At 62.1% G+C, this 25705-nt stretch carries 27 protein-coding genes and 1 pseudogene; 12 read left to right on the top strand and 16 right to left on the bottom strand.

Annotated features, from left to right (window positions below; translation table 11 throughout):
* Window positions 1–119 precede the first annotated feature (119 nt).
* Window positions 120–659 (bottom strand): RNA 2',3'-cyclic phosphodiesterase, encoded by a 540-nt coding sequence (thpR, locus tag ACK6BI_RS17115; RefSeq protein ID WP_409317974.1) that lies wholly within the window; start codon window positions 657–659, stop codon window positions 120–122.
* A gap of 105 nt (window positions 660–764) precedes the next feature.
* On the opposite strand from thpR, the gene ACK6BI_RS17110 reads away from it, so the two are divergent.
* On the top strand, window positions 765–959 hold the full coding sequence (locus ACK6BI_RS17110; protein WP_065260347.1) for a hypothetical protein: 195 nt from the start codon (window positions 765–767) through the stop codon (window positions 957–959).
* 15 nt (window positions 960–974) lie between these two features.
* Here the strand turns inward: ACK6BI_RS17110 and ACK6BI_RS17105 are convergent, their stop codons facing one another.
* Window positions 975–1328 (bottom strand): DUF1428 domain-containing protein, encoded by a 354-nt coding sequence (locus ACK6BI_RS17105; protein WP_409317973.1) that lies wholly within the window; start codon window positions 1326–1328, stop codon window positions 975–977.
* Between the two features lie 18 nt (window positions 1329–1346).
* On the bottom strand, window positions 1347–2411 hold the full coding sequence (locus tag ACK6BI_RS17100; RefSeq protein ID WP_409317972.1) for a hypothetical protein: 1065 nt from the start codon (window positions 2409–2411) through the stop codon (window positions 1347–1349).
* A gap of 230 nt (window positions 2412–2641) precedes the next feature.
* Between ACK6BI_RS17100 and ACK6BI_RS17095 the strand changes: the two genes are divergently transcribed.
* The gene (locus ACK6BI_RS17095; protein ID WP_409317971.1) at window positions 2642–2914 is read left to right on the top strand and encodes a hypothetical protein; all 273 of its coding nucleotides are present in this window, start codon (window positions 2642–2644) and stop codon (window positions 2912–2914) included.
* Between the two features lie 42 nt (window positions 2915–2956).
* Here the strand turns inward: ACK6BI_RS17095 and ACK6BI_RS17090 are convergent, their stop codons facing one another.
* The gene (locus tag ACK6BI_RS17090) at window positions 2957–3163 is read right to left on the bottom strand and encodes a hypothetical protein (protein ID WP_409317970.1); all 207 of its coding nucleotides are present in this window, start codon (window positions 3161–3163) and stop codon (window positions 2957–2959) included.
* Window positions 3164–3434: 271 nt separating this feature from the next.
* On the opposite strand from ACK6BI_RS17090, the gene paoA reads away from it, so the two are divergent.
* From paoA to paoC, 3 genes are read left to right on the top strand one after another with little or no spacing between them, the layout of a single operon-like run.
* The gene (gene paoA, locus ACK6BI_RS17085; RefSeq protein WP_409317969.1) at window positions 3435–4076 is read left to right on the top strand and encodes an aldehyde dehydrogenase iron-sulfur subunit PaoA; all 642 of its coding nucleotides are present in this window, start codon (window positions 3435–3437) and stop codon (window positions 4074–4076) included.
* The gene (locus tag ACK6BI_RS17080; RefSeq protein ID WP_409317968.1) at window positions 4073–5026 is read left to right on the top strand and encodes an FAD binding domain-containing protein; all 954 of its coding nucleotides are present in this window, start codon (window positions 4073–4075) and stop codon (window positions 5024–5026) included. The genes paoA and ACK6BI_RS17080 overlap by 4 nt, the downstream gene beginning before the upstream one ends.
* On the top strand, window positions 5023–7221 hold the full coding sequence (gene paoC, locus ACK6BI_RS17075; RefSeq protein WP_409317967.1) for an aldehyde oxidoreductase molybdenum-binding subunit PaoC: 2199 nt from the start codon (window positions 5023–5025) through the stop codon (window positions 7219–7221). The genes ACK6BI_RS17080 and paoC overlap by 4 nt, the downstream gene beginning before the upstream one ends.
* Before the next feature lie 55 nt (window positions 7222–7276).
* Here the strand turns inward: paoC and ACK6BI_RS17070 are convergent, their stop codons facing one another.
* Entirely contained in the window at window positions 7277–8221 is a 945-nt protein-coding gene (locus ACK6BI_RS17070) for an aldo/keto reductase (protein WP_409317966.1), read from the bottom strand.
* A gap of 102 nt (window positions 8222–8323) precedes the next feature.
* Here ACK6BI_RS17070 and ACK6BI_RS17065 point away from each other — a divergent pair, with 102 nt between their 5' ends.
* The gene (locus ACK6BI_RS17065; protein ID WP_409317965.1) at window positions 8324–9094 is read left to right on the top strand and encodes an alpha/beta hydrolase; all 771 of its coding nucleotides are present in this window, start codon (window positions 8324–8326) and stop codon (window positions 9092–9094) included.
* Window positions 9095–9234: 140 nt separating this feature from the next.
* Window positions 9235–10101, top strand: a complete 867-nt coding sequence (locus tag ACK6BI_RS17060) for a CAP domain-containing protein (RefSeq protein ID WP_409318039.1) — start codon at window positions 9235–9237, stop codon at window positions 10099–10101.
* 4 nt (window positions 10102–10105) lie between these two features.
* Here the strand turns inward: ACK6BI_RS17060 and ACK6BI_RS17055 are convergent, their stop codons facing one another.
* The 3 genes from ACK6BI_RS17055 to ACK6BI_RS17045 all read right to left on the bottom strand — a co-directional run bounded on the left by ACK6BI_RS17055 (window position 10106) and on the right by ACK6BI_RS17045 (window position 12527).
* The gene (locus tag ACK6BI_RS17055) at window positions 10106–10738 is read right to left on the bottom strand and encodes a PQQ-binding-like beta-propeller repeat protein (protein ID WP_409317964.1); all 633 of its coding nucleotides are present in this window, start codon (window positions 10736–10738) and stop codon (window positions 10106–10108) included.
* Window positions 10739–10770: 32 nt separating this feature from the next.
* Window positions 10771–11982, bottom strand: coding sequence for a helix-turn-helix domain-containing protein (locus ACK6BI_RS17050; RefSeq protein ID WP_409317963.1), 1212 nt, complete (start codon window positions 11980–11982; stop codon window positions 10771–10773).
* Between the two features lie 98 nt (window positions 11983–12080).
* Window positions 12081–12527, bottom strand: coding sequence for an NUDIX hydrolase (locus ACK6BI_RS17045; RefSeq protein ID WP_409317962.1), 447 nt, complete (start codon window positions 12525–12527; stop codon window positions 12081–12083).
* A gap of 419 nt (window positions 12528–12946) precedes the next feature.
* Here ACK6BI_RS17045 and ACK6BI_RS17040 point away from each other — a divergent pair, with 419 nt between their 5' ends.
* The gene (locus tag ACK6BI_RS17040) at window positions 12947–13375 is read left to right on the top strand and encodes a nuclear transport factor 2 family protein (protein WP_409317961.1); all 429 of its coding nucleotides are present in this window, start codon (window positions 12947–12949) and stop codon (window positions 13373–13375) included.
* 67 nt (window positions 13376–13442) lie between these two features.
* Here the strand turns inward: ACK6BI_RS17040 and mqo are convergent, their stop codons facing one another.
* The 3 genes and pseudogenes from mqo to ACK6BI_RS17025 form a co-directional block, all read right to left on the bottom strand.
* Window positions 13443–15092 (bottom strand): malate dehydrogenase (quinone), encoded by a 1650-nt coding sequence (mqo, locus tag ACK6BI_RS17035; RefSeq protein WP_409317960.1) that lies wholly within the window; start codon window positions 15090–15092, stop codon window positions 13443–13445.
* A gap of 458 nt (window positions 15093–15550) precedes the next feature.
* Window positions 15551–16276 (bottom strand): methyl-accepting chemotaxis protein, encoded by a 726-nt coding sequence (locus tag ACK6BI_RS17030; protein ID WP_409318038.1) that lies wholly within the window; start codon window positions 16274–16276, stop codon window positions 15551–15553.
* A 129-nt stretch (window positions 16277–16405) separates the two neighbouring features.
* Window positions 16406–17164 (bottom strand): annotated as a pseudogene (locus ACK6BI_RS17025) (MCP four helix bundle domain-containing protein); the annotation flags it as partial.
* 247 nt (window positions 17165–17411) lie between these two features.
* Between ACK6BI_RS17025 and ACK6BI_RS17020 the strand changes: the two are divergent.
* Both ACK6BI_RS17020 and ACK6BI_RS17015 read left to right on the top strand, forming a co-directional pair.
* On the top strand, window positions 17412–17726 hold the full coding sequence (locus ACK6BI_RS17020) for a DUF2388 domain-containing protein (protein ID WP_065260365.1): 315 nt from the start codon (window positions 17412–17414) through the stop codon (window positions 17724–17726).
* Window positions 17727–17840: 114 nt separating this feature from the next.
* On the top strand, window positions 17841–18242 hold the full coding sequence (locus ACK6BI_RS17015; RefSeq protein WP_409317959.1) for a hypothetical protein: 402 nt from the start codon (window positions 17841–17843) through the stop codon (window positions 18240–18242).
* On the opposite strand, the gene ligD is transcribed toward ACK6BI_RS17015, so the two are convergent.
* Both ligD and ACK6BI_RS17005 read right to left on the bottom strand, forming a co-directional pair.
* On the bottom strand, window positions 18243–20807 hold the full coding sequence (gene ligD / locus ACK6BI_RS17010; protein WP_409317958.1) for a DNA ligase D: 2565 nt from the start codon (window positions 20805–20807) through the stop codon (window positions 18243–18245).
* Between the two features lie 122 nt (window positions 20808–20929).
* The gene (locus tag ACK6BI_RS17005; RefSeq protein ID WP_409317957.1) at window positions 20930–21649 is read right to left on the bottom strand and encodes a tellurite resistance TerB family protein; all 720 of its coding nucleotides are present in this window, start codon (window positions 21647–21649) and stop codon (window positions 20930–20932) included.
* 251 nt (window positions 21650–21900) lie between these two features.
* Between ACK6BI_RS17005 and pcsA the strand changes: the two genes are divergently transcribed.
* On the top strand, window positions 21901–22623 hold the full coding sequence (gene pcsA / locus ACK6BI_RS17000; protein WP_409317956.1) for a phosphatidylcholine synthase: 723 nt from the start codon (window positions 21901–21903) through the stop codon (window positions 22621–22623).
* A gap of 46 nt (window positions 22624–22669) precedes the next feature.
* Here the strand turns inward: pcsA and ACK6BI_RS16995 are convergent, their stop codons facing one another.
* Together ACK6BI_RS16995 and ACK6BI_RS16990 are read right to left on the bottom strand one after the other, a co-directional pair.
* Window positions 22670–23482, bottom strand: coding sequence for a class I SAM-dependent methyltransferase (locus tag ACK6BI_RS16995; RefSeq protein ID WP_409317955.1), 813 nt, complete (start codon window positions 23480–23482; stop codon window positions 22670–22672).
* A 5-nt stretch (window positions 23483–23487) separates the two neighbouring features.
* Window positions 23488–23760 carry a DUF4242 domain-containing protein gene (locus tag ACK6BI_RS16990; protein WP_065260370.1) on the bottom strand — a complete coding sequence of 91 codons (273 nt, stop codon included), beginning with the start codon at window positions 23758–23760 and terminating at the stop codon, window positions 23488–23490.
* A 228-nt stretch (window positions 23761–23988) separates the two neighbouring features.
* Here ACK6BI_RS16990 and ACK6BI_RS16985 point away from each other — a divergent pair, with 228 nt between their 5' ends.
* On the top strand, window positions 23989–24450 hold the full coding sequence (locus ACK6BI_RS16985; RefSeq protein ID WP_409317954.1) for a GNAT family N-acetyltransferase: 462 nt from the start codon (window positions 23989–23991) through the stop codon (window positions 24448–24450).
* A gap of 18 nt (window positions 24451–24468) precedes the next feature.
* Here ACK6BI_RS16985 and ACK6BI_RS16980 read toward each other — a convergent pair whose 3' ends face one another.
* Window positions 24469–25683 carry a cytochrome c biogenesis protein DipZ gene (locus ACK6BI_RS16980; RefSeq protein WP_409317953.1) on the bottom strand — a complete coding sequence of 405 codons (1215 nt, stop codon included), beginning with the start codon at window positions 25681–25683 and terminating at the stop codon, window positions 24469–24471.
* Between the last annotated feature and the right edge of the window lie 22 nt (window positions 25684–25705).

Genomic DNA, 25705 nt, shown 5'->3' with positions numbered 1-25705 from the left:
ACATCGATTTCCGTTCACGCAGCGCCTTACCACCGCTGCACCCTCGCTCTGAACGGCCTCACCTGGCCTCCCTCGGTTCAGGTGAATTCAGGCGCCCTCGGGCGCCTTTTTTTGTGGGTTCAGGTCAGCGGCCAATCGGCCAGCGAGCGGTAGCGGCCCTTGTGGGATTCGAACAGCGCAAACCGTTCGGCACGCAGGAGGAATTCCGGTGGCGTGGCGGATTCCGGCTCCGGCGCCTGATAGTCCCGGGCCAGCGTCAGGTGCGGACGATACTCGCGCGTCGCCTCTTCGAACCCGAACGGCAACATCGCCTGCTCCAATCCGTAAACCAGCCGCAACAACCCTGCCGGTGCCTGCTCCGGCGCCAGCGACAACACCCCGGCACGCCGCCACACCTGCAAGCGATCCAGCGAAATTCTCAGCACCTCACCCGGCGTACTCACTTTGGATGCCGCCTCACAGACCTCGCCAATCTGCGCCAACGGCACTGCGCCGAGAAACAGCAGCGTCAGGTGAAAATTGTCCGCCGGCACCGGTTTGCCGGTACGCAGCCCCAGCTCGCTGCGCCACTGGGCAATCGCCTTGCGTTGTGCCGGTGGGCAGTCGAGGGCGAAGAACAGCCGCTTGAATGGTTGTTCGCCGTGCTTTTCATCCGTCATGGCCCTGCTCCCTTCGATGTCGATCCGTCGATTCTACACGGCCGATCCTGGCGACTCCCGGCGTGGGGTTTATAGTTCAACGATTGCCGTCAACCGGAGAACGCCATGCGCGAGGTCCTCAGCAAAGAACCCTGGTGGGCTCGGCCACCGAATCCCGGACAGGATGAGAAGGAACTGGAATGGGGCTGGCTGGTGCATTACAGCGAGGGAGAACCGCGTTTCGAATTTGTCCGCGAGCGGCCGACGGACGAGCAGATCCGCAATCGAAAAGGCTGCCGGATCACCCCGTCGGCGGAGTGATCCGGCACGGCTGCATCAAGATTCGAGAATGTCCTTGAAGCCGCCGAAAATCATCCGCTGCCCATCGAACGGCATTGGATTGACGTCCGGTTGCATGCGCGGATCTTCCATCATTTTGCCCATGCCGGCATCGCGGGTGGCCTTGTCCGGCCAGACCAGCCAGCCGGCCGACACGGTTTCTCCGTCCTTGAGTTTCACGGCCATCGGAAATGAGGTGACCTTGCCGTCCGGCACGTCATCACCCCAGCCTTGAATCACCTCCAGTGCGCCGTACTCCTTGAACAGCTTCGCCGCGATTTCGCAGTGTTTCCTGTACTGGTCGCGATTGGCGTTCGGGACGGGCGCGACAAAAACATCAATGTAAGCCATGGTCGTTCTCCTGCGGGTTTAGGGATCCATCTGCTGGATAGTCGACTCGGGCGGGCGCCATTCGACGGGTGTTGCACCCGATCCGACCGACGGTTCGTCCGTCCCGCTCAGGATCCCCTCCACGTGCGCCGCCATGTGCAGCGTGCCGGCCATCACGCCGGTCGTCGGGTTCTGCAGCAGTTTCAGCCAGCTTTTGTCGAACGTGTTGCCCAGACTGCTGCGGATCAGCGCTTCACTGTCTGGGCGGTCGTTGGCCTGAAGGATGGCGCGAATGCCTGCCACACCTGCCGAAATCAGCCCGCCGACGAGCTTGCCTGCCGCTGCCGCCACGGCACTCGCGGCCCCACGGGGGGCCATTTCCGCTTCCATGCGCTGACTGGCGCGTTTGGCCACCGGAGCCATGCCTGCATCGGTCGAGGCGATGCCCTTGGCCCCGCCTTCGGTGTGGATCTTGTCGATCAACGCGGCATAGGCCGGCAAGGTGTTCAACGGCTCGGTGCTGACCACCTGATACAGCGAGGCATCCCGGGCCGACGGTGGACCGAGGGCGATGGCGGGAATTTTCTGCAAGTGGCCGTTGAGCTGAGCGACGGGCACGCCGTAGCGCTGGGCGATGACCGGCATCTGCTGCGCCATCAGTTGTGCGTAGAACGCGGTGGACTGGGCGAGGATCGCGTCCGGGTCAATCTCCAGAGCCACTGGCGCCAGTACCCGCTCCTGATATTGCTCCAGCAAATAGGCGGCCAGTCGCTTTGAAGAGGCATCCTGTTCCCCCCCGGCGCTGAGGGTGTACCAGCTGACCTTCATCGACAGCCATTCCTGGGTCCAGTAGCTGCTGAACCACGGGATGAATTTTTCTTCAGTTTGCTCGTAGACCCGAATGCGCCAATGTTCCATCGAACCGCGGGCGAATGCCTTGACCTGCTCGGTGGATTGCCGGGAAGCGGCGACGATGTCCTGGTCGATCTGCTGCCAGGTGGCCGGCGAAACCACCACCGCCGGCGCGCTCGCCGGGCCCCGCGCCGTGGTTGCGCAACCGGCCAGCAACATCAGTGCGGCGACGATCAGCGCACGCAGGTTCACGGTGGCGGTGTCCTTTGATGGATCAGATCTGGAGGTAACGACTTGAGTATAGGTGCGGGTATCAGCCGTTTGTCCGTTTGTGCCACTCACCGGCTCCGGGGAGCGAGTTCAGCACAGGTTCCAATCATCAATAGCGTCGATATTCACCATCGCGACGATTGCCTTCCGCATCAAGCGCGACTGGCGCAGGATTCACCCATCCGAGACACACACCGCGAGGCCTTCACATCATGAGTCATACCGTTACCCTCGCCGTGAGTTTCCCGGTCTTCGGCAACAACTATTACGATCAGCACGTGGTGTCGCTGAAGTCACATACCCTGGTGTTCAACGAAGATTTCGAAGATCTGCTGATGCCCGCGGCGAGCAATCATTTCAGCAATGAAGTGGTGGGCCTCAACGATCAGTTCCGTTTTCTGAGCGACATACTCGCCACCCATTTGCTGGACATCGAGGCCTCCGTGCCTGCGCGATCCAGCGTCCGGGCGAACGCTCATTTTTAATGCCGCAGGGCGTTCCCATCGGGAACGCCCTGTTCATTTCGATCAGTCATCATCCCGGTCACGGTAATAGCGACGCCCGTCGCGGCGATCGTAATCGCGGTCGTCCCAACGCCGGTCATGTTCGTAGTAACGGCCATGATCGCGGTCGTAATGCCGTCCATGGCGATAGTCATCATCAAAGTCCGCCACACAGCCGCCCAGCAAAACGGCAGCGGAAACAGTCAGCAGCAGGGTTGTTGCACGCATCATTCGGAATTTCCCTAAAACCTGGGTCTTGACGACGGAAATGGTCAGCGCGGTGCGCAGCCGCGACTTCGACCGGGGAAAACGCCGATGATTCACTGACGGCCCATGACCGTTGATCGCTCCGTATGCAGGCCTGGCGCCTGGGCCAAAACCCGACAAAACCTTTTCCTTCCCCCTGCGGTCACTCCTAGAACAGACCAGAACCGGCCACCACGCCGGCGTTCACGCGCGGGTCATTTGTCGCCCGCCCGACCTGATCAGAGGACTACCAGCCATGAACGATCATCCGCCTTCGGGGCTGTCCCGACGCCGGTTTCTGATTCTCGGCGCCGTGACCGCCACCGCGTTTGCGTTGCCACCTTTCATCAGCCTCAAGGCCTATGCGGCCCATCTGGAGCAACCGGCCATGACCAAAGTGACGTTTGAGGTGAACGGCAAGCCGCGGGCCCTTGAAGTCGATAACCGCACCACGTTGCTAGACGCCCTGCGTGAACACCTGCACCTGACCGGCAGCAAAAAGGGCTGCGACCATGGCCAGTGCGGCGCCTGCACGGTGATTGTCGATGGCCGGCGAATCAATTCGTGCCTGACCCTGGCCGTGATGCAGGACGGCGCCAAAGTCACCACCGTCGAAGGCCTCGGTTTACCGGACCGGCTTCATCCGATGCAAGCGGCGTTCATCAAACATGACGGTTATCAGTGCGGTTATTGCACGCCCGGGCAGATCTGTTCGGCGGTAGCGGTACTCAAGGAAATCCGCGACGGCATACCCAGTCACGCCAGCCCGAGCCTGACCGAGCCGCCGCAACTGATCGCCAGCGAGTTGCAGGAACGCATGAGCGGCAACATCTGCCGTTGCGGCGCCTACTCCAACATCATCGAAGCCATCAGCGAAGTCGCGGAGGTCTCGGCATGAGAGCGTTCAATTACAGTCGCGCCGATTCTCCCGCCGCCGCTGCGCAAGCGGCGCTAGCACAAGGCACGCGGTTCATCGCCGGCGGCACCAACCTGCTGGACTTGATGAAGCTCGACATCGAAACGCCGCAGCAGTTGATCGACATCAATCACTTGGGCCTCGACCAGATCGAAGCCATTCCCGAGGGTGGTCTGCGCATCGGTGCGCTGGTGCGCAACACCGACCTGGCCGCCGACCCGCGTGTGCGCAAAGACTACGGCCTGCTCTCCCGTGCCTTGCTGGCCGGAGCCTCGGGGCAGTTGCGTAACATGGCAACCACCGCCGGCAACCTGTTGCAACGCACCCGTTGTCCGTACTTCTACGACACTAACCAGGCCTGCAACAAACGCAATCCCGGCAGTGGTTGCGCGGCGATTGGCGGGGTCACCCGGCAACTCGGCATCATTGGGGTCAGCGACGCGTGCATTGCCACACACCCGAGCGACATGGCGATTGCCCTGCGGGCGCTGGATGCGCAGATCGAAACCCTCAAAGCCGATGGCAGCACCCGGCGCATCGCCATGGCCGATTTTCACTTATTGCCCGGCAGTACGCCGCATATCGAAACCGCGCTCACACCCGGCGAATTGATCACCGGCGTCACCCTGCCCGCGCCGGTTGGCGGCACCCACATTTATCACAAGGTGCGGGATCGCTCGTCCTATGCCTTCGCGCTGGTGTCCGTCGGTCTGATCCTGCAAAAGGACGGCAGCGGTCGCATCGCCGTCGGTGGCATCGCGCCGAAACCCTGGCGGGTTGAAGCCGCCGAAGCGCTGTTGCCGCAGGGCGCGAAAGCCATCAGGGCGCGCCTGCTCGACGGCGCCACGCCCACCCCTGATAACCGGTTCAAGGTAACGCTGGTGGAGCGCACGCTTGTCTCGGTGCTGGCCCAAGCGAGGGACGAAGCATGAAATTCGACACGCCCGCCACCACCAACCCCATTGACCGGTTGAAGGTCATCGGCCAGCCCACCGACCGCATCGAAGGCCCGCTGAAAACCAGCGGCCAGGCACCCTACGCTTACGAGCAGCATGAAGCGGCGCAGCATCAGGCCTACGGTTTCATGGTCGGCTCCGCCATCGCCAAGGGCCGCATCACGCGCATGGACCTGGATCAGGCTCGCGCCGCGCCCGGCGTGCTGGCCATCGTCACGGCGTCCAATGCCGGCAAGCTCGGCAAGGGCAAGTACAACGCCGCGCATCTGCTGGCCGGCCCCGAGGTGCAGCATTATCACCAGGCTGTGGCGCTGGTGGTTGCCGAAACCTTCGAACAGGCCCGCGCTGCGGCGCAGTTGGTCCATGTCGAGTACAGCGTCGACAAAGGCCGGTTCGATCTGGCCGCCGTGCGCGATCAAGGCGTAGAGCCAAAGGACGAGTTGCCGGACATGAGGCACGGCGACTTCGACACGGCCTTCGCCGCCGCTGCGGTGCAGTTCGACCAGACCTACAGCACCCCGGACCAGTCCCACGCCATGATGGAGCCCCACGCAACCCTCGCCGCCTGGCAAGGCGATCATCTGACCCTGTGGACCTCGAACCAGATGATCGCCTGGAGCGTCGGTGACATCGCCGCCACACTGGGCCTGCCCAAAGACAACGTGCGGTTGATTTCGCCCTACATTGGCGGGGGTTTCGGCGGCAAGCTGTTCATCCGCGCCGACGCGATTCTTGCCGCCCTCGGCGCACGTTTGGCCAACCGCCCGGTGAAGGTCGCCCTCGCCCGTCCACAGATGGCCAACAACACCACGCACCGCCCGGCCACCCTCCAGCGTATTCGTTTGGGCGCCACGGCGGACGGCAAACTCACCGCCATCGCCCACGAAGGCTGGTCGGGCAACCTGGCCGAGGGCAAGGTCGAACTGGCCGCGCAACCGAGCCAGTTGCTCTACGCCGGGGAAAATCGTCTGGTGAGCATGCGTCTCGCGCCGCTGGACCTGCCGGAAGGCAACGCCATGCGCGCCCCCGGCGAAGCCCCGGGACTGATGGTGCTGGAAATCGCCATGGACGAGATGGCGGAAAAGCTCAAACTCGACCCGATCCAGTTCCGCATCCTCAACGACACCCAGGTCGATCCGGTGAAAACCGAGCGACCGTTCTCCCGACGACGCCTGATCGAATGCCTGCAAACCGGCGCCGAACACTTCGGCTGGGACAAGCGCAACGCAACACCCGGCACCCGTCGCGAAGGTCGCTGGCTGATCGGCATGGGCGTGGCGGCAGCGATTCGCAATAACCTGCTGGTGAAATCCGGCGCCAAGGTGCGGCTGGAGCGTGACGGCAAGATCACCGTGGAAACCGACATGACCGATATCGGCACCGGCAGCTACACGATCATCGCGCAAACTGCCGCCGAAATGATGGGCGTCAATCTGGAAGACGTGGCGGTGCATCTGGGGGATTCGAGTTTTCCGGTGTCATCCGGCTCCGGCGGCCAGTTCGGCGCCAATTGCTCGACTGCCGGGGTCTACGCCGCGTGCATGAAACTGCGCGAAGCGGTGACGAAGAAACTGGGCATGACCGAAGGCGAAGCGCTGTTCGCCGAGGGTCACGTGCAGCTCGGCAGCCAACAGGTGCCATTGCGCAATGCCGCGCAAAACGGCGCGATCGAAGCCGAGGACAGCATCGAGTTCGTCGACCTCGCCAAGCAGTATCAGCAATCGACCTTCGGTGCACATTTCGTCGAAGTCGCGGTCGATGCCTTCACCGGCGAAGTGCGCGTGCGGCGCATGCTCGCGGTCTGCTCTGCGGGGCGGATCCTCAACCCGAAATCCGCCCGCAGCCAGGTGATCGGTGCCATGACCATGGGGGTCGGTGCAGCACTGATGGAAGAGCTGGCGGTGGACAAACGCCTGGGCTTTTTCGTCAATCACGACCTGGCCGGTTACGAAGTGCCGGTGCATGCCGACATCCCGCATCAGGAGGTGATCTTCCTCGATGAAACCGACCCGATCTCTTCGCCGATGAAGGCCAAGGGCGTGGGCGAACTGGGCATCTGCGGGGTCAGTGCGGCGGTGGCGAATGCCATCTACAACGCCACCGGGGCACGAGTGCGGGAGTATCCGATTACCCTGGACAAGATTCTGGACTCGCTGCCGCCGATGATCTGATCCGCTCGCGCACCAGCATGGGATGCTGGTGCGCTATTCACGTCCGCGATGGAAATTACCCGACCAGTGCAATCAACTGCTGGCGCTGTGCATCGGTCAGCATCGGCCCGAACCCGGCGCCGGCATTGTCGGCCATGTAACGCGGGTTGCCGGTGCCGGGGATCACGCAAGTCACTGCCGTGTTCGACAACAAAAACTTCAGCGCCAGTTGTGGCCAGCTGTTGACCTGCACGTCGGACACCCAGCCCGGCAACGGTTTACCCTTGAGCTGGGCCAGCAGCCCGCCACCGCCAAACGGCCGGTTGCAGATCACCGCCACACCCCGCTCGCGGCACAACGGCAGGATGCGTTTCTCCACGCCACGGTCGTCCAGGGCGTAGTTGATCTGCAGGAAGTCGAGCGGTTCGGCCTTCAGCACCGCTTCCACTTCGTCGTAGGCCGAGGGCGTGTAATGGGTGATGCCGATGTAGCGGATGCGGCCCTGCTCTTTCCATTCGCGCAGGGTCGGCAGATGAGTTTGCCAGTCCAGCAGGTTGTGGATCTGCATCAGATCGATGCGGTCGGTGCGCAGCAGGCGAAAGGAGTTTTCCATCTGCGCGATGCCCTCCTCGCGCCCGCGGGTCCACACCTTGGTCGCCAGAAACGCCGGTGAGCGCGGTTGGTGAATCGACAGCAGCTCGCCGGTGGTTTCTTCGGCGCGGCCATACATGGGTGAGCTGTCGATCAGCGTGCCGCCCTTCCTGAACAGCTCGTCGAGCACTGCCGGCAATTGTCTATAGGCCGGCTCGCCGGGCGCGACGTCGAAGCCGCGATAGGTGCCCAGCCCTACCACAGGCAACAGCTCGGAGCTGGAAGGGATGGCGCGGGTCTGCATGGTCAGGCCTCCGGGGGCACTCGACGACGTGGCGGCAGCCAACGCCCGGTCAACGGTGAACAGCGCGGTAACACCGGCTGCCAGTTTGAGCAGACGGCGACGTGAACAACCCTCAGTGTGGCTCATGCTCGCCTCTTTGTTGTTGCACCTTGTGTGCGGCGGCGGTCGCCGGGGAAGGCTCAACTACACTGCATGGGCGAACCTTCACGTCCCGTTAAAGTTAGTCGAATGTCCAGAATCCTGATGTCACTCGTCGCTTTGCTGCTGGCTCTGTACCTGATCCTGTGTGCGGCGCTGTTCGTGTTCCAGCGCTCGCTGATCTATTTTCCGCAGTCAGGCGCAGTGGATTCGGCGCAATCGCGGATGACCCTGACCATGCCCGATGCGAACATACGCGTCAGTGTCCGCGAGCATTCAGGGGCGCGGGCGTTGATCTACTTCGGCGGCAATGCCGAGGACGTCTCGCGCAATCTGCCGGCCTTTGCCGAGGCGTTTCCCGACTACGCGATCTACCTGCTGCACTATCGCGGCTTCGGTGGCAGTGGCGGTTCCCCGTCCGAAGAAGCGATTGCCCGGGATGCCCTCGCGTTGTTCGATCAGGTGTTTGCCAGGCATCCGCAGGTCGCCCTGATCGGGCGCAGCCTGGGCTCCGGCGTTGCGGTACGGCTGGCCAGTCAGCGACCGGTGACACGACTGATTCTGGTCACGCCGTTCAACAGCCTTGTGGAACTCGCCGTCGAGCATTACCCGTGGGTGCCGGTGAAGTGGCTGCTGAAGGAGCATTTCGAGTCGGGCAGATATGCGGCGCACATCCGTGTGCCGACGCTGCTCTTGGCAGCGAGCGATGACGAGGTTGTCCCCCGGGCCAGCACGGAGCGCCTGCTGCACAGCTTTCCCGACGGTGTGGCGACGCTCGAAGTCGTGAAGGATTCGGCGCACAACTCGATTTCCGAGCGGCCGCAATACCTGCAATCGATGAAGGAAATGCTGAATCGCTGAACGGCATTTGTGCACTTCGTCGGCAGCCGGCGAAAGCCCCCGCCGCTTCGTGAACCAAGCACAAAAAGGCCAGTCCTACGCGCGCCGCATTCGCGGTTAACTCCCTGTCAGCGCTGTCTTTTTTCAGAGTCTTGCGTCCCATACGCCACGCCGTTCGTTCGTCTCGCTTCGTTTCGCTGTGCCTGTTGATCCTCTCTCCTTTGCTCGCCTCCTCCGCCCATGCCGGCGCGGAACGACAACTGGCGGCCGCCATCAATGACCTGCGCGCCCATCCGCAACGCTGCGACTGGCGTGCGGCACAACGGCTGGCACCCCTGGCGCTCAAACAGAATATTGCGTTGCCCATCGGCTATGGCTACGGCGGTGGATTGCGCGAGCAATTGAAGGCTTCCGGTTATGCGGCGGTGGCCGTGCGCAGCATCCGCATTGTCGGGGCCGAGGATGCCGAAGAGGCATTCGATCAGTTGCAGGACGAACATTGCAGCGCACTGGTCGATGCGCAGTATGCCGACATCGGCATCAGCCGCACCCGCAATGAATGGCAGGTAGTACTGGCGCGGCCAGTCATTGACAGTCACATGGGCGACAACCGCAGTGTCGGCAAGGCCCTGCTGGCACAAGTCAACGCTGCCCGCGCCCGGCCGCGTCTGTGCGGACGCCAGCGTTTCGCCGCTGCCCGGCCCTTGAGCTGGAACCCGTCCCTCGGCGCCGCTGCCCAGGGCCACAGCAAGGCCATGGCCTACGGCAACTATTTCGCCCATCAGGACCCGGACGGCGATATGCCGGCCGACCGTGCCCGCGCCGCCGGCTACCGTGGCCGGCAGATCGGCGAGAACATCGCCGCCGGGCAAAGTTCGCCGAGCAGTGCAATGGCCGGCTGGCTTGCCAGCCCCGGGCATTGCGCCAACCTGATGAACCCGATGTTCACCCAGGTCGGCGCCGGTTTTGCCAGTGACGCCCGCAGTGACAACGGCGTGTACTGGACGATGCTGTTCGGCGCGCCGTGAGGTTTCACTTGGGCCGACGCACCGCCTTCACACTGCTGGTGTTCCCACCGCCACAGTAGAAACGCTCACCGCCATCGGCCTCCAGCCCCGAGACACCGATGCCGACGGGCAACGCAAGGCTTTCGAGCACTTCGCCGTTGCCCGGATCGATGCGCCGGATCTCGCTCTCGTCGCCCTCCCACGTCCCATGCCACAGCGCACCGTCGACCCAGGTCACGCCGGTGACAAAGCGGTTCGACTCCAGCGTGCGGAGGATCTTGCCGGTTTCCGGGTCGATCTGATGGATCTTGCGCTCGCGATACTGCCCGACCCACAACGAGCCCTCGGCCCAGGCCATGCCCGAATCACCTCCACCACCGGGCGCCGCGATGGTATGGAGTACCTTGCCGGTGGCCGGATCGATCTTGAGGATACGGCGGTCAGCGATCTGATACAGATGCTTGCCATCGAACGCGGTGCCACCATCGGCGCCGACCTTGATCGTGCGCACCGTTTCGCCGCTGGCCGGGTCCAGTGCATTGAGCTGACCATCGCTGGCGAACCAGACCTGCTGGCCGTCAAAGGTCACACCGTGGACGCCATGGATGCCTTCGAACGGGCCGTATTCCCGAAGGATTTCTGCGTTTGCCTGTTTCATGCTGACTACCTCGTTGAGTGGGTGAGTCCAGCCTAGCCATTGCCCAACGACACCGGGAGTAACAAGATCGTCGCGAAACCCGGCACCGGCGGGGTCAGCCAGCGTCGTGCCCGACCGACACCGAATGCCTGGACTTTGCCTTGCGCGGCCAGCGTTTCCAGCGCCCGTTGTACCTGACGCTGACTGCTGCCCAAGGCCAGCGCCAGCGCCGAACTCGACCACGCCTCGCCGTCGGCGAGCAGAGCCAGCAGCGCGGCGTGTCTGTCTTCGAGCGGCAATGTCAGCAGCGCCACATCCTGCGCGACCAGCGCATAGCCACGGGACGTTGCAGTGATTCCGGCCAACGGCTTCAGTGCAGAGCGCAGCCGGCCAATCTCGACCCGCAATCGGACGCGGTGGGATTCATCATCGAGTTTCAAACGGAAGGCCCTGGCGATCAGCGTTTCTCGGGGAACATCCCCGGGCCAGACTTCAGCGAGCAGTTGAAGCAGATTGAACAACACCGGTCGGGTTGCCAGCGCCACCGTCATGCCTGCTCCGCGCACGCTGTAGCGACAGGCATCCACCACCATCGTCGCAGACGCAAACAAGGCTTCGACCTGTGTGAGCGTCACCGTTTTCACGTCACCGGCAATCCGCAATCGGGCGGCGGGAGCGTCGAGGGTTTGCCGGGTGTGTTCGATCTCCGCCAGCAGCGCCGGAATGTCAGCCAACTGCGCCGCCCGCTGTGCACGCTCCAGCGCCGCTTGCGCCTTGTGCGCCTGCACTCGCCGCAGCGCGATCCCGGCTGACATCAGTTCATGGGCGGCGCGCAAGGCTGGGGGTAACGGTGCAGGTGTCTGTTCATCGAGCAGCGTGTCAGCCTCATTCAACTGCCCGATCAATAAAAACCGACGAATCTGCAGGTAGCGCGCGTGCGCTGCGTTGAGCCAGTCGCCGTGATCGTGCAGTGTCTGCCGCGCAGCTTCCAGCGCCCTCACCGGCCAGCCCAGATCCCGCGCCGCCAGCGCCACTTCAGCCTCGGCCACCACGCAGCGCGCCCGGGACAACGGCTCGTTGGCGCCGAACGCTTTTACCGCCCGTTGCAGCAATGCCTTGGCCCGCGCCATGTCGCCGAGCTGGGCCATGGCGATTCCACGCAGAGCCAGGGCCGGTGGATCTTCACGCAGAGCCACGAAATTCAGCGCCGCCAACGGGTCACCCGCCGCCAGGGCGTGGCCGGCGGCGTTGATCAGCGAGTCCATGGAGGGTTCGACATGGCAAGGCGTTCCGGTATCCGATCCTGGGTGGAGTCTAATACCGAATGCGGTTTTGTCTGGAGGTTGGTGTTCCCGCGCCCATCTCAGCCGAGGATGCCGGCATCCTTGAGCAACGACTGCAAACCGACAGGCACCAGCGGTGATTGCTCAGTGAAACTTAAACTGCCCTGCCAGGTTGCAGTGAACGGAGAGCCGTCACTTTCGTGACCGACGATCTGCGATTGCTCGTACACCTGCCCGTCTTCGAAACGGGCGTCGTACACCTGAACAATTTCATGCCCCGGTTTGCCGTTGTAGAAGAAGAGGCTTTCAAGCGTCCCGAGCAGCCGCAGATCCTTCATGGAAAGACCCAGTTCCTCCTGCACCTCGCGCACGATAGCCTCGCGACTGGTTTCGCCAAACTCGATGCCACCGCCGATGGGCCGGTAGAAGGTCTGGTCTGCGACCGGGTCGTGGAAGCGGTTAACCAGAATCTTGCCGTGGTGCTGAAAGACACACAGTGCAAGTGCGCGAATACGCTGTTCGGCCATGGGGTGAAATCCGTTTGCTGGTTGAAAAGCCCGGCATTAGATCACACGCCCCATGAAGGATGTGTCAGGTACGCGTCAGACCGGAGAAATCGTGGCCAGAACACCGATCATGATGGTCAACACAAGAAAGCCACCGAGGAAAATCGCCATCTTAGCCATACAGGCCTCCTGAATACTGAATGTCCGGCGCACCGGGCGCTTCGGAATGAAGCGCGTGATGTGTGGCCGAACCGTAGGGCTATTCTGGGCGCCTGGCTGAGACGGTTACAGATGCAGATTCAACCGGAAAAAGCGGATCAGATGGATCTGGCCTGTGCATGCTTCGATATTCAGACCACTACGGATGGTTTCCCTTGCGCCGCTTTGATCTAGAGTCATTGGCGCCAGGCCAAGAACAACAAAAATACAGGAGTGAAACCATGTCCGAACTGAACCTGCACGCCAACGCCGCCGAGTCCCTGAAGCGCTGGCACGAGATGATCCGTACCGGCAACCTGAAGGCCCTGCCCGATCTGCTCGATCCCGAAGCCGTATTTCGCTCGCCGATGGCCCACACGCCTTACCCCGGCGCGTCGGTGGTCTCGATGATCCTCAACACCGTGTTCAACGTGTTCGAGGACTTCAAATATCACCGTGAACTGGCGACGGCGGATGGCTTGAACGTGGTGCTGGAATTCAGCGCCAAGGTCGGGACCAAAGAGCTGAAAGGCATCGACATGATCCGCTTCGATGAGCACGGCAAGATCGTCGAGTTCGAGGTGATGGTGCGGCCGTTGAGTGGGTTGCAGGCGCTTGGCGAAGAAATGGGTCGACGGTTGGGGGCTTATCTGGCCGCTGCCAAAGCCTGAACTCCGGGCACAAAAAAGCCCACTGACCGTCACCGGTTCAGTGGGCTTCGTGTGTCAGGCGTCTGAATTACAGCGCCATGTCACGTGCAGCGCTTTCTTTCGGAGCCTGTGGCTTTTCAGCCGAAGCAGGTGCCGCTGCAGGTGCAGCCTGGCCAATCACCGGCGGGGTTGGCAGTTGCAGGATCTTGGCGGTGTAGGCCCACTCTTCAGCCACTTTGGCTGGATCGTTGTTCAGCTGGGTGCCGTAGCTTGGAACGATCTGGTGCAGCTTGGCTTGCCACTCAGGGGTCGCGACCTTGTCCTTGAAGACTTTCTGCAGCACGCTCAGCATGATCGGTGCAGCGGTCGATGCGCCTGGGGATGCGCCCAGCAGACCGGCGATGGAGCCGTCTTTCGAAGCAACGATTTCGGTGCCCAGTTTCAGCACGCCGCCAGCGGCTTCATCACGCTTGATGATCTGCACACGCTGACCGGCTTGCCACAGGCGCCAGTCTTCGGCCTTGGCGTTCGGGAAGTATTCCTTCAGCGCGTTCAGGCGGTCTTCATCCGACAGCATCAGTTGGCCAGCCAGGTACTCGACCAGCGGGTATTCCTTGATGCCAACCTTGGTCATGGGCCAGATGTTGTGGGTGGTGGTGCTGGTCAGCAGGTCCAGGTACGAGCCTTCTTTCAGGAACTTGGTGCTGAACGTCGCAAACGGGCCAAACAGGATGACGCGCTTGCCGTCCAGGACACGGGTGTCCAGATGCGGGACGGACATCGGAGGCGCGCCGACCGACGCTTTACCGTAGGCCTTGGCCAGGTGCTGCTCGGCGATGGCCGGATTATCGGTCACCAGGAACGAGCCGCCTACCGGGAAGCCGGCGTATTCCCTGGCTTCTTCGATACCGGACTTCTGCAGCAAGTGCAGGGCACCGCCGCCGGCGCCGATGAACACGAACTTGGCGTCGGTTTCAGTCTTGGTGCCATCTTTCAGGTTCTTGTAGCTGACGCGCCAGGTGCCGTCGGCGTTCTTGGTGATGTCCTGTACTTCGCTCGACAGTTTCAGGTCGAAGTTAGGCTTGGTCTGCAGGTAACCGGCGAACTGGCGGGTGATTTCGCCGAAGTTCATGTCGGTACCCAGCGGGCTCCAGGTGGCCGCGATTTTCTGGTTCGGGTCACGCCCTTCCATCATCAGCGGGACCCACTTCTTGATCACTTCCGGGTCTTCGGAGTACTGCATGCCGGCGAACAGCGGGCTCGCCTGCAGGGCTTCGTAGCGCTTTTTCAGGAACTTGATGTTGTCATCGCCCCACACGAAGCTCATGTGCGGCGTGGTGTTGATGAACGAGCGAGGGTTCTTCAGAACGCCTTGCTGAACCTGCCAGGCCCAGAACTGACGGGAGACCTGGAACGCTTCGTTGATCTCGACGGCTTTCGGGATCGTGACGTTGCCTTTATTGTCTTCCGGGGTGTAGTTCAGCTCGGCCAGGGCGGAGTGACCGGTACCGGCGTTGTTCCAGCCGTTGGAGCTTTCCAGGGCGACGCCGTCGAGGCGCTCGACCATTTCCATCGACCAGCTCGGTTCCAGCTCATTGATCCACACACCCAGGGTGGTGCTCATGATGCCGCCGCCGATCAGCAGGACGTCGACTTTCTTTGCTTCTTCGGCATTGGCGGACGACATCCCCATCGCCAAAGCCAGCCCCAGCAAGGCTGTGTTCACTTTTTTAAACATCCGTTGCACCTATGATAAAACGTCTTCCGCCCGCCGCTGTTGTACGTATGCGTTCCCCTGTTCTCGCGACACTCAGGCCAGCATCGCGGAGTCCGGCACACTTCAATTTTGACGGGTGGGCACACAAGGCCGACAGGCTGCGTCGACCTCAGTTATATGTCCCTTCTGAACTGACTTTTTATCATTATTGGCTTCAGCTACTTGAGCGACAGGGGTTCGGTCGGCCCGCCGAAAAGCGCGCCAGACTGAATGGGGTCAATCCAAGTGGCGCGAAGAATATCACGTCAGGACAAACCCGCGCGTCTGTTCCCGACTTGATGGTCTTTATCCGCCTGTGGACTTATCGGCGGCCAATCGCCGAACATGACCCTTGAAATGGCTCTGGCTGAAGCCTTTCAGCCTTTTGGCCAACCTTTTCCGCCACACAATTGTTACAAATGAGATCGGGAGGGCGCGGCTCAAAGTCTGAACCGATCCACCGACTGCGCCAGCCGCCCCGCCAGACTGGACAATTCATCCGTCGTATTCGCCGTTTCGCCGATCACCTTGCTGTTGCCTTCCGACATGCCGGCGATCATTTCCACCTGATGGGCGATTTCGTTGCTGGCCTGACTCTGCTCGCCGATGGTGCGGGTGATGTCGTTGACCAGTTGTGTGGTGTTGAGGGTGGCATCGAGGATTTCACGGATGGCGCGCTCGACATCGGCGGTGACGGCCATACCTTTGTCGACCTGCGCAACACCTGCCTCCATGCTGCTGACCGCTTCACGGGTGCTGTTCTGGATACGGGCGACCATCGCGGCGATTTCCTGGGTTGAGGCGCTGGTACGGGCAGCCAGGCTGCGGACCTCGTCGGCGACCACCGCAAACCCCCTGCCCTGCTCCCCCGCCCGCGCGGCTTCGATGGCCGCGTTGAGCGCCAGCAGGTTGGTCTGGTCGGCGATGCTCTTGATCACCTGGATGATGTTGAAGATGCCCTCGGACTCCTGATCCAGGGTGCGGATCACCTGCGCCGACTGTTGGGCGGACCGGGCGATGTCATCCATGTCGCTGACCACTTGGTGAATGACCTGCCCGCCATTCTTGGCCAGCGCCTCGGCCTGACTGGCCATGCTCAGGGCCCGCTCGGCATGCCGGGTGATTTCTTCGATGCTGGCGGTCATCTGGCTCGCGGCGGCGGCCATGGTGCCGGCGGCGACGCTTTGCTGCTGGCTGCTGTCGGCCACCCGATGGCAGCCGTGGCTCAGCTGCTCGCTCATGCCACTGACACCGTGGGCATTGCGCCGCACCACGTCGATCATCTCGCGCAGATCCCGCTGCATGGTTGCCAGCGTACGGATCAGCGCGCTGGCCTCGTCCTTGCCCGATGGCTCGGCGATCGACTCGCCGAGGTTGCCATGGGCGATGCTTTCGGCAATGCGGCTGGCGGTTTTCAATGGGCCGGTGATGCCCAGGATCACCCAACGCCCCTGAACCGCCAGCAGCAACAGGCTGGCGATCAGCACAATGCCAAGGGCCATGTTGGCATTGCGGATCGCCGCCTCGGTGCCCTGGCTGGTCTGGCGGGTATTGCTTTCGATCAGCTCGCTCAAGGAGGCCATCTGTTCTTCGAGCTGGCTGAACGCAGCGCTGAACGTACCGAGTTCCTGCTGCGCCGTGTCGGGGTTTTCCAGCGCCAGCCCGACAATCCGCTCGCCCGCGTTGATGTAAGTATCGAGACTCGGCCGGATCTGCTCCAACGCCGTCCGAATCGAGGCGTCCAGAGGCAGTTTGAGGTTTTCGCCGAGGACTTCGCGAAAATGCGCGGCATGCTCTTCGACGGAACGACGCACCTCATCCGCCGTGCCGGCGCCTTTGCCCAGCCCCACCAGCATGGCCGAGTAAACGTCGGCACGCAGGGCGTCATGCATCATGTCGGCTTCCATGTGATTGCGCAGCGCGCTCATGCTGACCGCATTGTCACTGACCGCCGACGCCATCCGCTGGTTACCGACATAACTGACCAGGCTCACGATCAGCGCCGTCAGCAGACTGGTCGCGATCAGCAACACCAAACGCAGTTTGATCGACACGGTGGATCCTCCCTGAGTGCCCTGAAACGAGCCTTTCAGCGTTTCAGTTAAGCCTATTTCCACCCGCCTGCCGTACCGGAGCGTCGCAATGTATGTCAGCGCCCGCCTCGCCCTATCGAAGACTGTGCACCCGGTCTCACTTTATGCCGCGACCGTCCGCCATCCTGCACGGAACTCCCGGTCAAGCCGCACCTCTCACATTATGTGGTAATTCCTTTTCGCTTTACGCTGCTGGAGGAACACCGTCATGCGTCGTTTATTACTTGTTTCGTCTCTTGTGCTCTGCCTGCCATTCGGCTCGGCCTTCGCCCGTGTGGATGCGGGAGATGTCGCGACTTCGGCGGGCGTTTCCGCATCGCTGTATTCCACCTTCAAGGATCACAAAATGGTGATTCCGGCCCGTGACGACCTGTCCGCATTCGTCGCCAGCGGCGGTGCGATCCGTGGCGCGTACCTGGAGTCGGCGCTGCAACAGGTTCGTCAGGCCAACCCGGGGCTGAACGCCAGTGATGAAGAGCTGGCCAATGCGATCCTGGCCCATTACGAAGGCCTGTCGCAGTAACAGCCCCCTACTCGACGACGGTGGCGGACGGATTTGCCACCTCCGCGCTCTGCCGATGGACGGCAGCGGGGCGACCATGGGCAAAACCGTCGAACGGCCTCTATGATGGAGGCCATGACGATTTCCGCCCCGATCCGCTCCCCCTGCCCGCCCGGCGCCTGCATCTGCGGGCGTGATCCGTTGCTGGAAATGCCCGGCGCGGATCTGCGCATCCTGTTGCTTACGCGCCAGGAGGAAAAGCGCCTGCTCGAGCGTCTGGAAAACCTGCAGAGCCTCGCTGATCTCGAGCGCCTTCAACAGCGGATGTACGAGCAGTTGGGGATTCGCATGGACATCGCTCCCGGCTTCAACGAAGTGCGAACCATGCGCGGCATCGCCATCGAAATCGACGAGCTGCCGGGCATGTGCCGCAAGACTCGCCAGGCGATCCCTGCCGCCATTCGCCGAGGCCTGGAAAAGCACCCGGAAATCGCCTTCGAACTGCTCAACGCCCACGACTTGTTACGTGACGCCTGATCACTTTTTCATACCGACCCTTTTGCGCATCTCGACAGTGATGCTCTGACGGGTTTTCTTCATGTCCGCCCAGGGCTCGTCGCCGACATCCGCCAGCCGCTCATGAACATTGCGCACATTCCAGTGATCAGCGCCCTTGATGTCGCCGACTTCCTCACGAAACAGCGGCACCGATACCGGCAGCCCTTCCCGGGTGCGGGCGGCGTAGGCGCAAATGGTCGTGGCGCCCAGACCGTTGCGCAGGTAATCGATGAAAATCCGTCCCACGCGATTCTTCGGCCCCGACACCGCCGAGAATCGCTCCGGCAGCAAGCGGGCCATATGGCTGACGATGGCATGGCTGAAATCCTTCACTTCGTCCCAGCCATGCTTGCGGGTCAACGGCACCACCACGTGAATGCCCTTGCCGCCGCTGGTCTTGAGAAAAGCCTTGAGACCCAGTTCGTCCAGCACGCTCAAGGTCAGCGCAGTGGCTTCCACCATGCTCTTCCACGGCAGCGCCGGATCCGGGTCGAGATCGAGAACGAAGCGGTCGGGTTTCTCCAGGTCTACCGTCGTGGCGTTCCAGGTGTGCAGTTCGACGGTGCTCATCTGCACCGCACCGATCAGCGCTTCGGGGTTGTTGATCAACATCACCGGTTGCCCGGTGACATGCTTGTCCAACGTGCGGATGCCGGGGATCGCCAGGTGTTCGGCGTTTTTCTGAAAGAACAGTTCGCCGGCGATGCCATCCGGGGCCCGCACCAGCGCCACGGGCCGATCCTTGAGCTGCGGCAGAATCCAGTCGGCGACGCTGGCGTAATACTCGGCCAGTTGCAGCTTGGTGGTGCCGCTGGTGGCGTCGATCACCCGGTCCGGGTGGGTGATTCTGACCTTGCCGCTGACCAGTCCGGTTTGCGACGCTGCCCTGGCGGTGGTCGCAGGTTTTTTCGCGGAGGTCCTGGTGGCTGAAGTTGTCATTGGCTTCGCTCGCTCCTCGGTAATTTGCGCCGCCGGTTTGTCATCGCGCAGACCATGGAACACGGCGTGGCGAACCGAACCTTCCCGGGTCATTTCGGCAAACGCCACCTCCGCCAGCAGCTCCGGCTTGAGCCAGTGCACCCCCTTGGCCTCAAAACCACTGGGCGGGTTGACCAGTGCAGTCTTTTTTGCCCGCAACGGCTTGAGCCGGGCCAGCAAGGTTTTCAGGGTGAGATCATTGAAACCGGTGCCGACCTTGCCGGCATAACGCAGCTCGCCGCTGTCGCGGTCATGCAGACCGAGCAGCAGCGCACCAAAGGCACTGCGCGACCCTTTCGGATCGGTATAGCCAACAATCACGAACTCCTGGCGATGCTTGCACTTGAGCTTGATCCAGTCACTGCTGCGCCGGGACACATAGGGCGAACCGAGGCGTTTGCCGATCAGGCCTTCCATTTGCATCTGGCAGGCGCTGTTGAGCAACGCCTGAGGGGTTTCGTCGAAGGCCTCGGAGAAACGCAGCAACGGCTGCTCGTGCGCCTTCAATACCGTGGCCAGTGCAGCCCGCCGCTCTTGCACCGGAACTTCGCGCAGGTCGACGCCGTTGAGGTAGGGCAGGTCGAACAGGTAATAAAGGATGTCGGCACTGCGGTTGGCGTCGAAGGCGTTTTGCAGAGCCTGAAAATCCGGAACGCCGTTTTCGTTGGCGACCACCACTTCACCGTCAAGCCATGCCGACTCCAGTCCCAGGGCGGCGAGTGCCCGGGCATGTTCCGGCAGTTTATGCGTCCAGTCATGGCCGTTACGGGTAAACAACTGCACCTGCTCATGATCGATGCGCGCCATGATCCGGTAGCCATCGAACTTGATTTCGTAACTCCATTCCCCTTTTGGCGCACTGTCTACCAGCGTGGCCAGTTGCGGCTTCAGCAGTGCCGGGAGCCGTGCCTTGTGCGCGCCGACAAGTTTGCCCGACGCGGATTTGCGCGGTGACGGCTTCAGCGGCTTGACTTGCCTTGCATCGAGCTTCGGTTTGTCGACCAGCGTGCGCTCGCTGAGCACGCTGTCCGGTTCGGCGTCCAGCACGTCGTATTCGTCTTGCGGCCGGGCGGCGCCGTCCTGATGTTTGATCAGGAACCACTGTTCCTTCTTGCCCGGCATGTGGGTACGGACCAGATTCCAGACGCCTGCGAGTTTTTCACCCTGTAACTCGAACTTGAGCTTGCCCTTGGCGTAGGCCTTTTGCGGATCCTCCAGCGGAATCCACACGCCGCGATCCCAGACGATCACATCCCCTGCGCCGTAGTGCCCTTCGGGAATGTTGCCTTCAAAGGTGGCGTAATCCAGCGGATGGTCTTCGACGTGGATCGCCAGGCGCTTGACCTTGGGATCGAGCGAAGGGCCTTTGGGCACCGCCCAGCTTTTGAGCGCACCGTCGAGTTCAAGGCGAAAGTCGTAATGCAGGTGCGAGGCATCGTGTTTCTGGATGCAGAACTGTAGCGCGTGGTCGGTTCCGGCCTTCCGGCCCCGGCGCTTGACCGCTGCCGGCTCCGAGGTTGCCGAGAAGTCGCGCATGCGGTTGTAGTCGTCGAGGTTCCTGTTCATGGCGGCTCCGGCTGCAATCGGCTGCTGTTATGCAGAAGAGCGACGCCGGCACGGAAAAATTCAATCGGTGTAAAAAAGCCCCGGACGGATGGAAACCTCCGGGGCGCAGGGGATGACCTGTTTCAGGCTGTACCTTTGGCCTGCTGCTCCAGATGAACCTGTAATTCGGGATCGATCTGCAGCGCCGCCGCCAGCTCATCCAGGTAATTGCGTTCGGCGTCCTGCTGATCGTCCACCAGCATCACACTGGCGATATACATTTCGGCAGCCACGGCCGGATCGCTGTTCGCCGCCTGCGCAACTTCGCGGGCATCGAGAGGTTTGGCGACTTCGGCGTCCAGCCATTGCTGCAGGTTCGGGTCGTCGGTGTGGCGGCCGATTTCACTGCCGATCAAGCGTTTTTCCGACTCGTCGATTCGTCCATCGGCCTTGGCCGCCGCGATCAATGCGCGCAACACCGCATGGCTGTGTTCCTCGACCTGCGGACCGGCCAGCAGGTCCGCAGTCTGCGGGGTCTGTTGCGGGGCCGCTGACGCCTGACTGCGTTGCCAGGTCTGGTACGCCTGGAACGCCATCATGCCCAGCGAAGCCAGTGCCGCGTAGTTGGTGCCCCCGGAACGACTTTGCGTACCACCGCCCAGTCCTCCGCCGCCGAGCAAGCCACCGAGCAAGCCACCCAGTCCGCCGGCAGGCACACCACCGCCGCTGCTGCCACCGCCACCGAGCAGCCCGCCCAGCAGACCGCCGAGCCCGCCCAGACCGTCGCCGGCCGAGGCGCCACTTTGTTGTCCCGCCGAGGCCTGGCCTCGCAGCAGTTGTTCGAGCAGATCACTGGTGTTCATGACGTCATCCTCAAGCAAAGGCATAACAGCGTCAGGCAACGATAGACCCGCCTGCGGCTTGCGCCAGCACCGTTTGGCCGACACCGGGGCGGGCAGGCGATTTGTGCGTCGAAAAAATTGCGTTGCCAGCTAACATTCATGAGTGGGTGAACCTTATCCCGGCCCGGCCGGTCGATAGCTGCAACCCGACCCGGTTGGCCGCATGCCTGTTGCTGGTTCCCGGCCTGCTTCACTTTCTGGAGACCGCCTCCGTGATATCGACCGTTCACATCGCCAGGCTCAAGGCCTGGGGCGCCCATGGTTTCACCGCGACCGGCGTGGTCACCGCCTTCCTCGCCACGCTCGCCCTGCTGGAAAACCAGGCGACCCATTGCCTGATGTGGCTGGGCGTGGCGCTGATCGTCGACGGCCTCGACGGGGCGCTGGCACGCAAGGTCAACGTACAATCGGTGTTGCCGAGTTTCGACGGCTCGATCCTCGATCTGGTGATCGATTACTTGACCTACGTGTTCATTCCGGCGCTGTTCATCTATCGCTACATTCCCCTTCCCGATTACACCCTGCTGCTGACCGTGTCGCTGATTCTGGTGTCGTCGCTGTTCTGCTTCTGCAACGTCAACATGAAGAGCAAGGACAACTTCTTCGTCGGTTTCCCTGCCGCGTGGAACGTGGTCGCGCTGTGTCTGTACATTATCGAGCCCGGTCCGTGGATCACCTTCCTGACCGTGATCGGTCTGGCACTGCTGACCGTGACCCGGATGAAATTCCTGCACCCGTTTCGCGTGCGCCGCTTCATGCCGATCAACATTGCGGTAACGGCGATCTGGCTGTTGTGCAGCCTGTCGCTGGTGCTCAACCACCCGCTGATCAACCCGCTGGTGATGGGTTTATGGCTGCTGGCATCGGCTTATTTTCTCGGCATCTGCTTCTGGCGCACGGCGCTTGAATGGTTTGACGGTGCCCATCTGAAATAGAAAAACCTGTGGGAGCGTGCCTGCTCGCTCCCACATGGGTTTGCGTTCATCGCTTGGTTATTACCACCTCCAGATACTCGCTCGGCACCACCATCGACTCTGGCCCAGCCCGGTTCAGCCCGTCGATCAGTTGCGTCAGATCCCTTTCCAGTGCCTGCCCGCTTTCCGGTGGCAACACGGCGAACGCCTTGTGCACCGGTCCGTACCAGTGGCGAAAGATGTCAATGAAGTGTGCCGCCGAGCGATAACGAAAATTGAAGTGGCGGCGAGTCACCTGTAACTGGAACTGGCGATCATCGAACTGCGAATGCAGCCACGCTTGCGCGCCCCAGTTCGACGGTGGCTGCGCACCGGGTGGCGGCGGCAGGTGGCGTCCAAGGGTCTTGAACATCTGGCCGACGAAACCTTCCGGTGTCCAGTTGGCCAGCCCGATCCGCCCGCCAGGGCGACAGACCCTGGCCAGTTCCTGCGCCGCCCTGGCCTGATCCGGGGCGAACATCACACCGAAGGTCGACAGCACCGCATCGAAACTGGCGTCGTCGAACGGCAGCGCTTCGGCGTCGGCCACCTGGAAGGTCACGTCCAGATGTTCGGCCCGTGCCCGGTCCTGACCGCGCTCCAGCAACGCCGCGACATAATCGGTGGACAACACCCGACAACCCCGACGCGCCGCCGCCAGCGTGGCATTGCCATTGCCGGCCGCCACGTCCAGTACTTCTTCATCGCAACACAAATCGCAGGCTTCGGCGAGGTTCTCACCGACAATCTGCAAGGTGGTGCCGATCACGGCGTAGTCGCCGCTGGCCCAGGCGACCTTCTGGCGTTCCTTGAGGGCATTGAGATCGATGGGGGTGCTCATAGACGTCACTCGGCGGTCGTCGGGTCGATGACGCTCATCACCCGGGATACGCTGTTGGCCGGAAACCCGCCCAGCCGCGCGTGCTCGCGCACCTGTTCCTCATCAGGGGCGATGTACACGCAGTAGATCTTGTCGGCGGTGACGTAACTCTGCAGCCATTGCACCTGCGGCCCGAGTTCGCGCAACACCTGGCAGGACGTTTGCGACACTGCCTTGAGTTCTTGCTCCGACAGGTTTCCGGCTCCTGGAATCTCGCGTTCAATCACGAATTTGGGCATGGCAACCTCGCTTTCTTTTTATCAGTGACAGGGCGGATACACCCCTGCTCTTTCACTATCGTCCCGAGACTGTGCGCCGTCCCTGCCAATCGTCTGGAGAACCCCGTAAACCGGGACTTCGCCGATGAGTGGCGGGATTTTGTAAAGCGCTCGAAACACTGTCCGGGGTTGCCAATGCGCAGGCGGATCGGCTTTCATGCAGACCCGCCTCGTGAACGGAATCCGGACATGTCATTGCGCCTCGTATGGCTCGCCGACCACATGCAGCACAGCAACACCTACGCCGAGTGGATCCACCGCCAGTTTCACTACGAATACGCCGATCAGCCGCTGACCGATTGGCAACGGGAGTTTGCCGAAGGGCAAACCAATGGTGACTGGCGCTGCCTGATCGCACTGGACGGCGAGCGGTTGCTCGGTGGCGCGGCACTGGCGCGTGCGGATCTCGCCCAACGACCGGATCTGGGACCCTGGCTGGCCTGTGTGCTGGTCAGTCCGGAATCTCGCGGGCAGGGTCTGGCAGAAAAACTGATCGAAGGCATTGCCGACGAAGCCAGGAAACAAGGCCAGCCACGCTTCTACCTGCATACGCAGAACAAGCAGGATTACTACGCCAAACGCGGCTGGACCGTGCTGGAACGTTTTCGGGCCTGGGGTAACGAACAATGGCTCATGGTGCGCGACCTGTGAGCCATTGATGTCCGCGGTTCAGGCGGCCGGTGCCTTGGCCTCTTTCAGCAACTGCTGAATCATCTGTTCCTGAGCTTCGTAGCGCCCCTCGCCAAAGTGGGTGTAACGCACCTGCCCCTTGGCATCGATCAGGTAGTGCGCCGGCCAGTACTGGTTGTCGAAGTTGCGCCAGATCGCGTAGTTGTTGTCGATGGCCACCGGGTAGGTGATGCCGAGTTTCTTCACCTGATCCTTGACGTTGTCGATGATCCGCTCGTAGCCGTATTCCGGGGTGTGGACGCCAATCACCACGAAGCCGTCCTTGCCGTACTTCTTCTCCCACGCTTTCACATAGGGCAGCGTGTGCTGACAGTTGATGCAGTCGTAGGTCCAGAAGTCCACCAGCACCACTTTGCCGCGCAGGGATTCAGCGTTCAGCTCCGGTGAGTTCAGCCATTGCACCGCGCCGGCCAGCGACGGCATCGCGCCTTTACTCTGCTCGTCCGAAATCGAGTCCGCCCGCACTTTGCTGATGAAGTAGTCGATCACTTTCGGCGCGTTTTCCAGCACGTTTTTCTCGACACTGGCGACGCCCTCGGACGATGTGCCGGCCAGCAGGGTCCGATCGGCCCCGGTGGAAATCACCACCGCCGCCGCCAGCACGGCGACACCTGCGCCACGGCGGAACCAGCCGGTGAAAGGAATCGACGGTTTCAACCGGTTGACCAGGCCGCGACCAGCGAAAATCAGTGTCCCGAGCGACAGCGCACTGCCCGCGCCGTAAGCCAGCAACAGCAGACTGGTCTGGGCGCTGGCGCCCTGCAACATTGCACCGGTGAGGATCACCCCGAGAATCGGCCCGGCGCATGGCGCCCACAACAGGCCGGTGGCCACGCCGATCATTACCGGAGCCATGGGGCCGGCCTTCCTGCGGGTGTCCGGATCCAGACGATTGCCAAGCAACACGAACGGCCGCGCCAGCCAGTCACCGATGCGTGCGGAAATCAGCGACAGCGCAAACAGCACCATCACGATCAGCGCGACATGACGGCCAGTATTGTTGGCCTGGATCACCCACTCGCTGCTGACCACGGCGAGACTGGAGATCAGGGCGAAGGTCAGGGCCATGCCGCCGAGGGTCAGCAGGATCGAGGAACGCGAACGGTCGGCGCCGGCAAACAGAAACGGCACCACCGGCAGGATGCAGGGACTGAGGACAGTCAACAGACCGCCCAGAAAAGCGATGAGGAACATAGGGTTCACCTTTTGAAATGTG

The sequence above is a fragment of the Pseudomonas sp. KCJK9016 genome, assembly GCF_046231795.1.
GTDB lineage: Bacteria > Pseudomonadota > Gammaproteobacteria > Pseudomonadales > Pseudomonadaceae > Aquipseudomonas > Aquipseudomonas bananamidigenes.
Note: the sequence above shows the minus strand (reverse complement) of the source record. Positions and strands in the feature narration are given on the sequence as shown.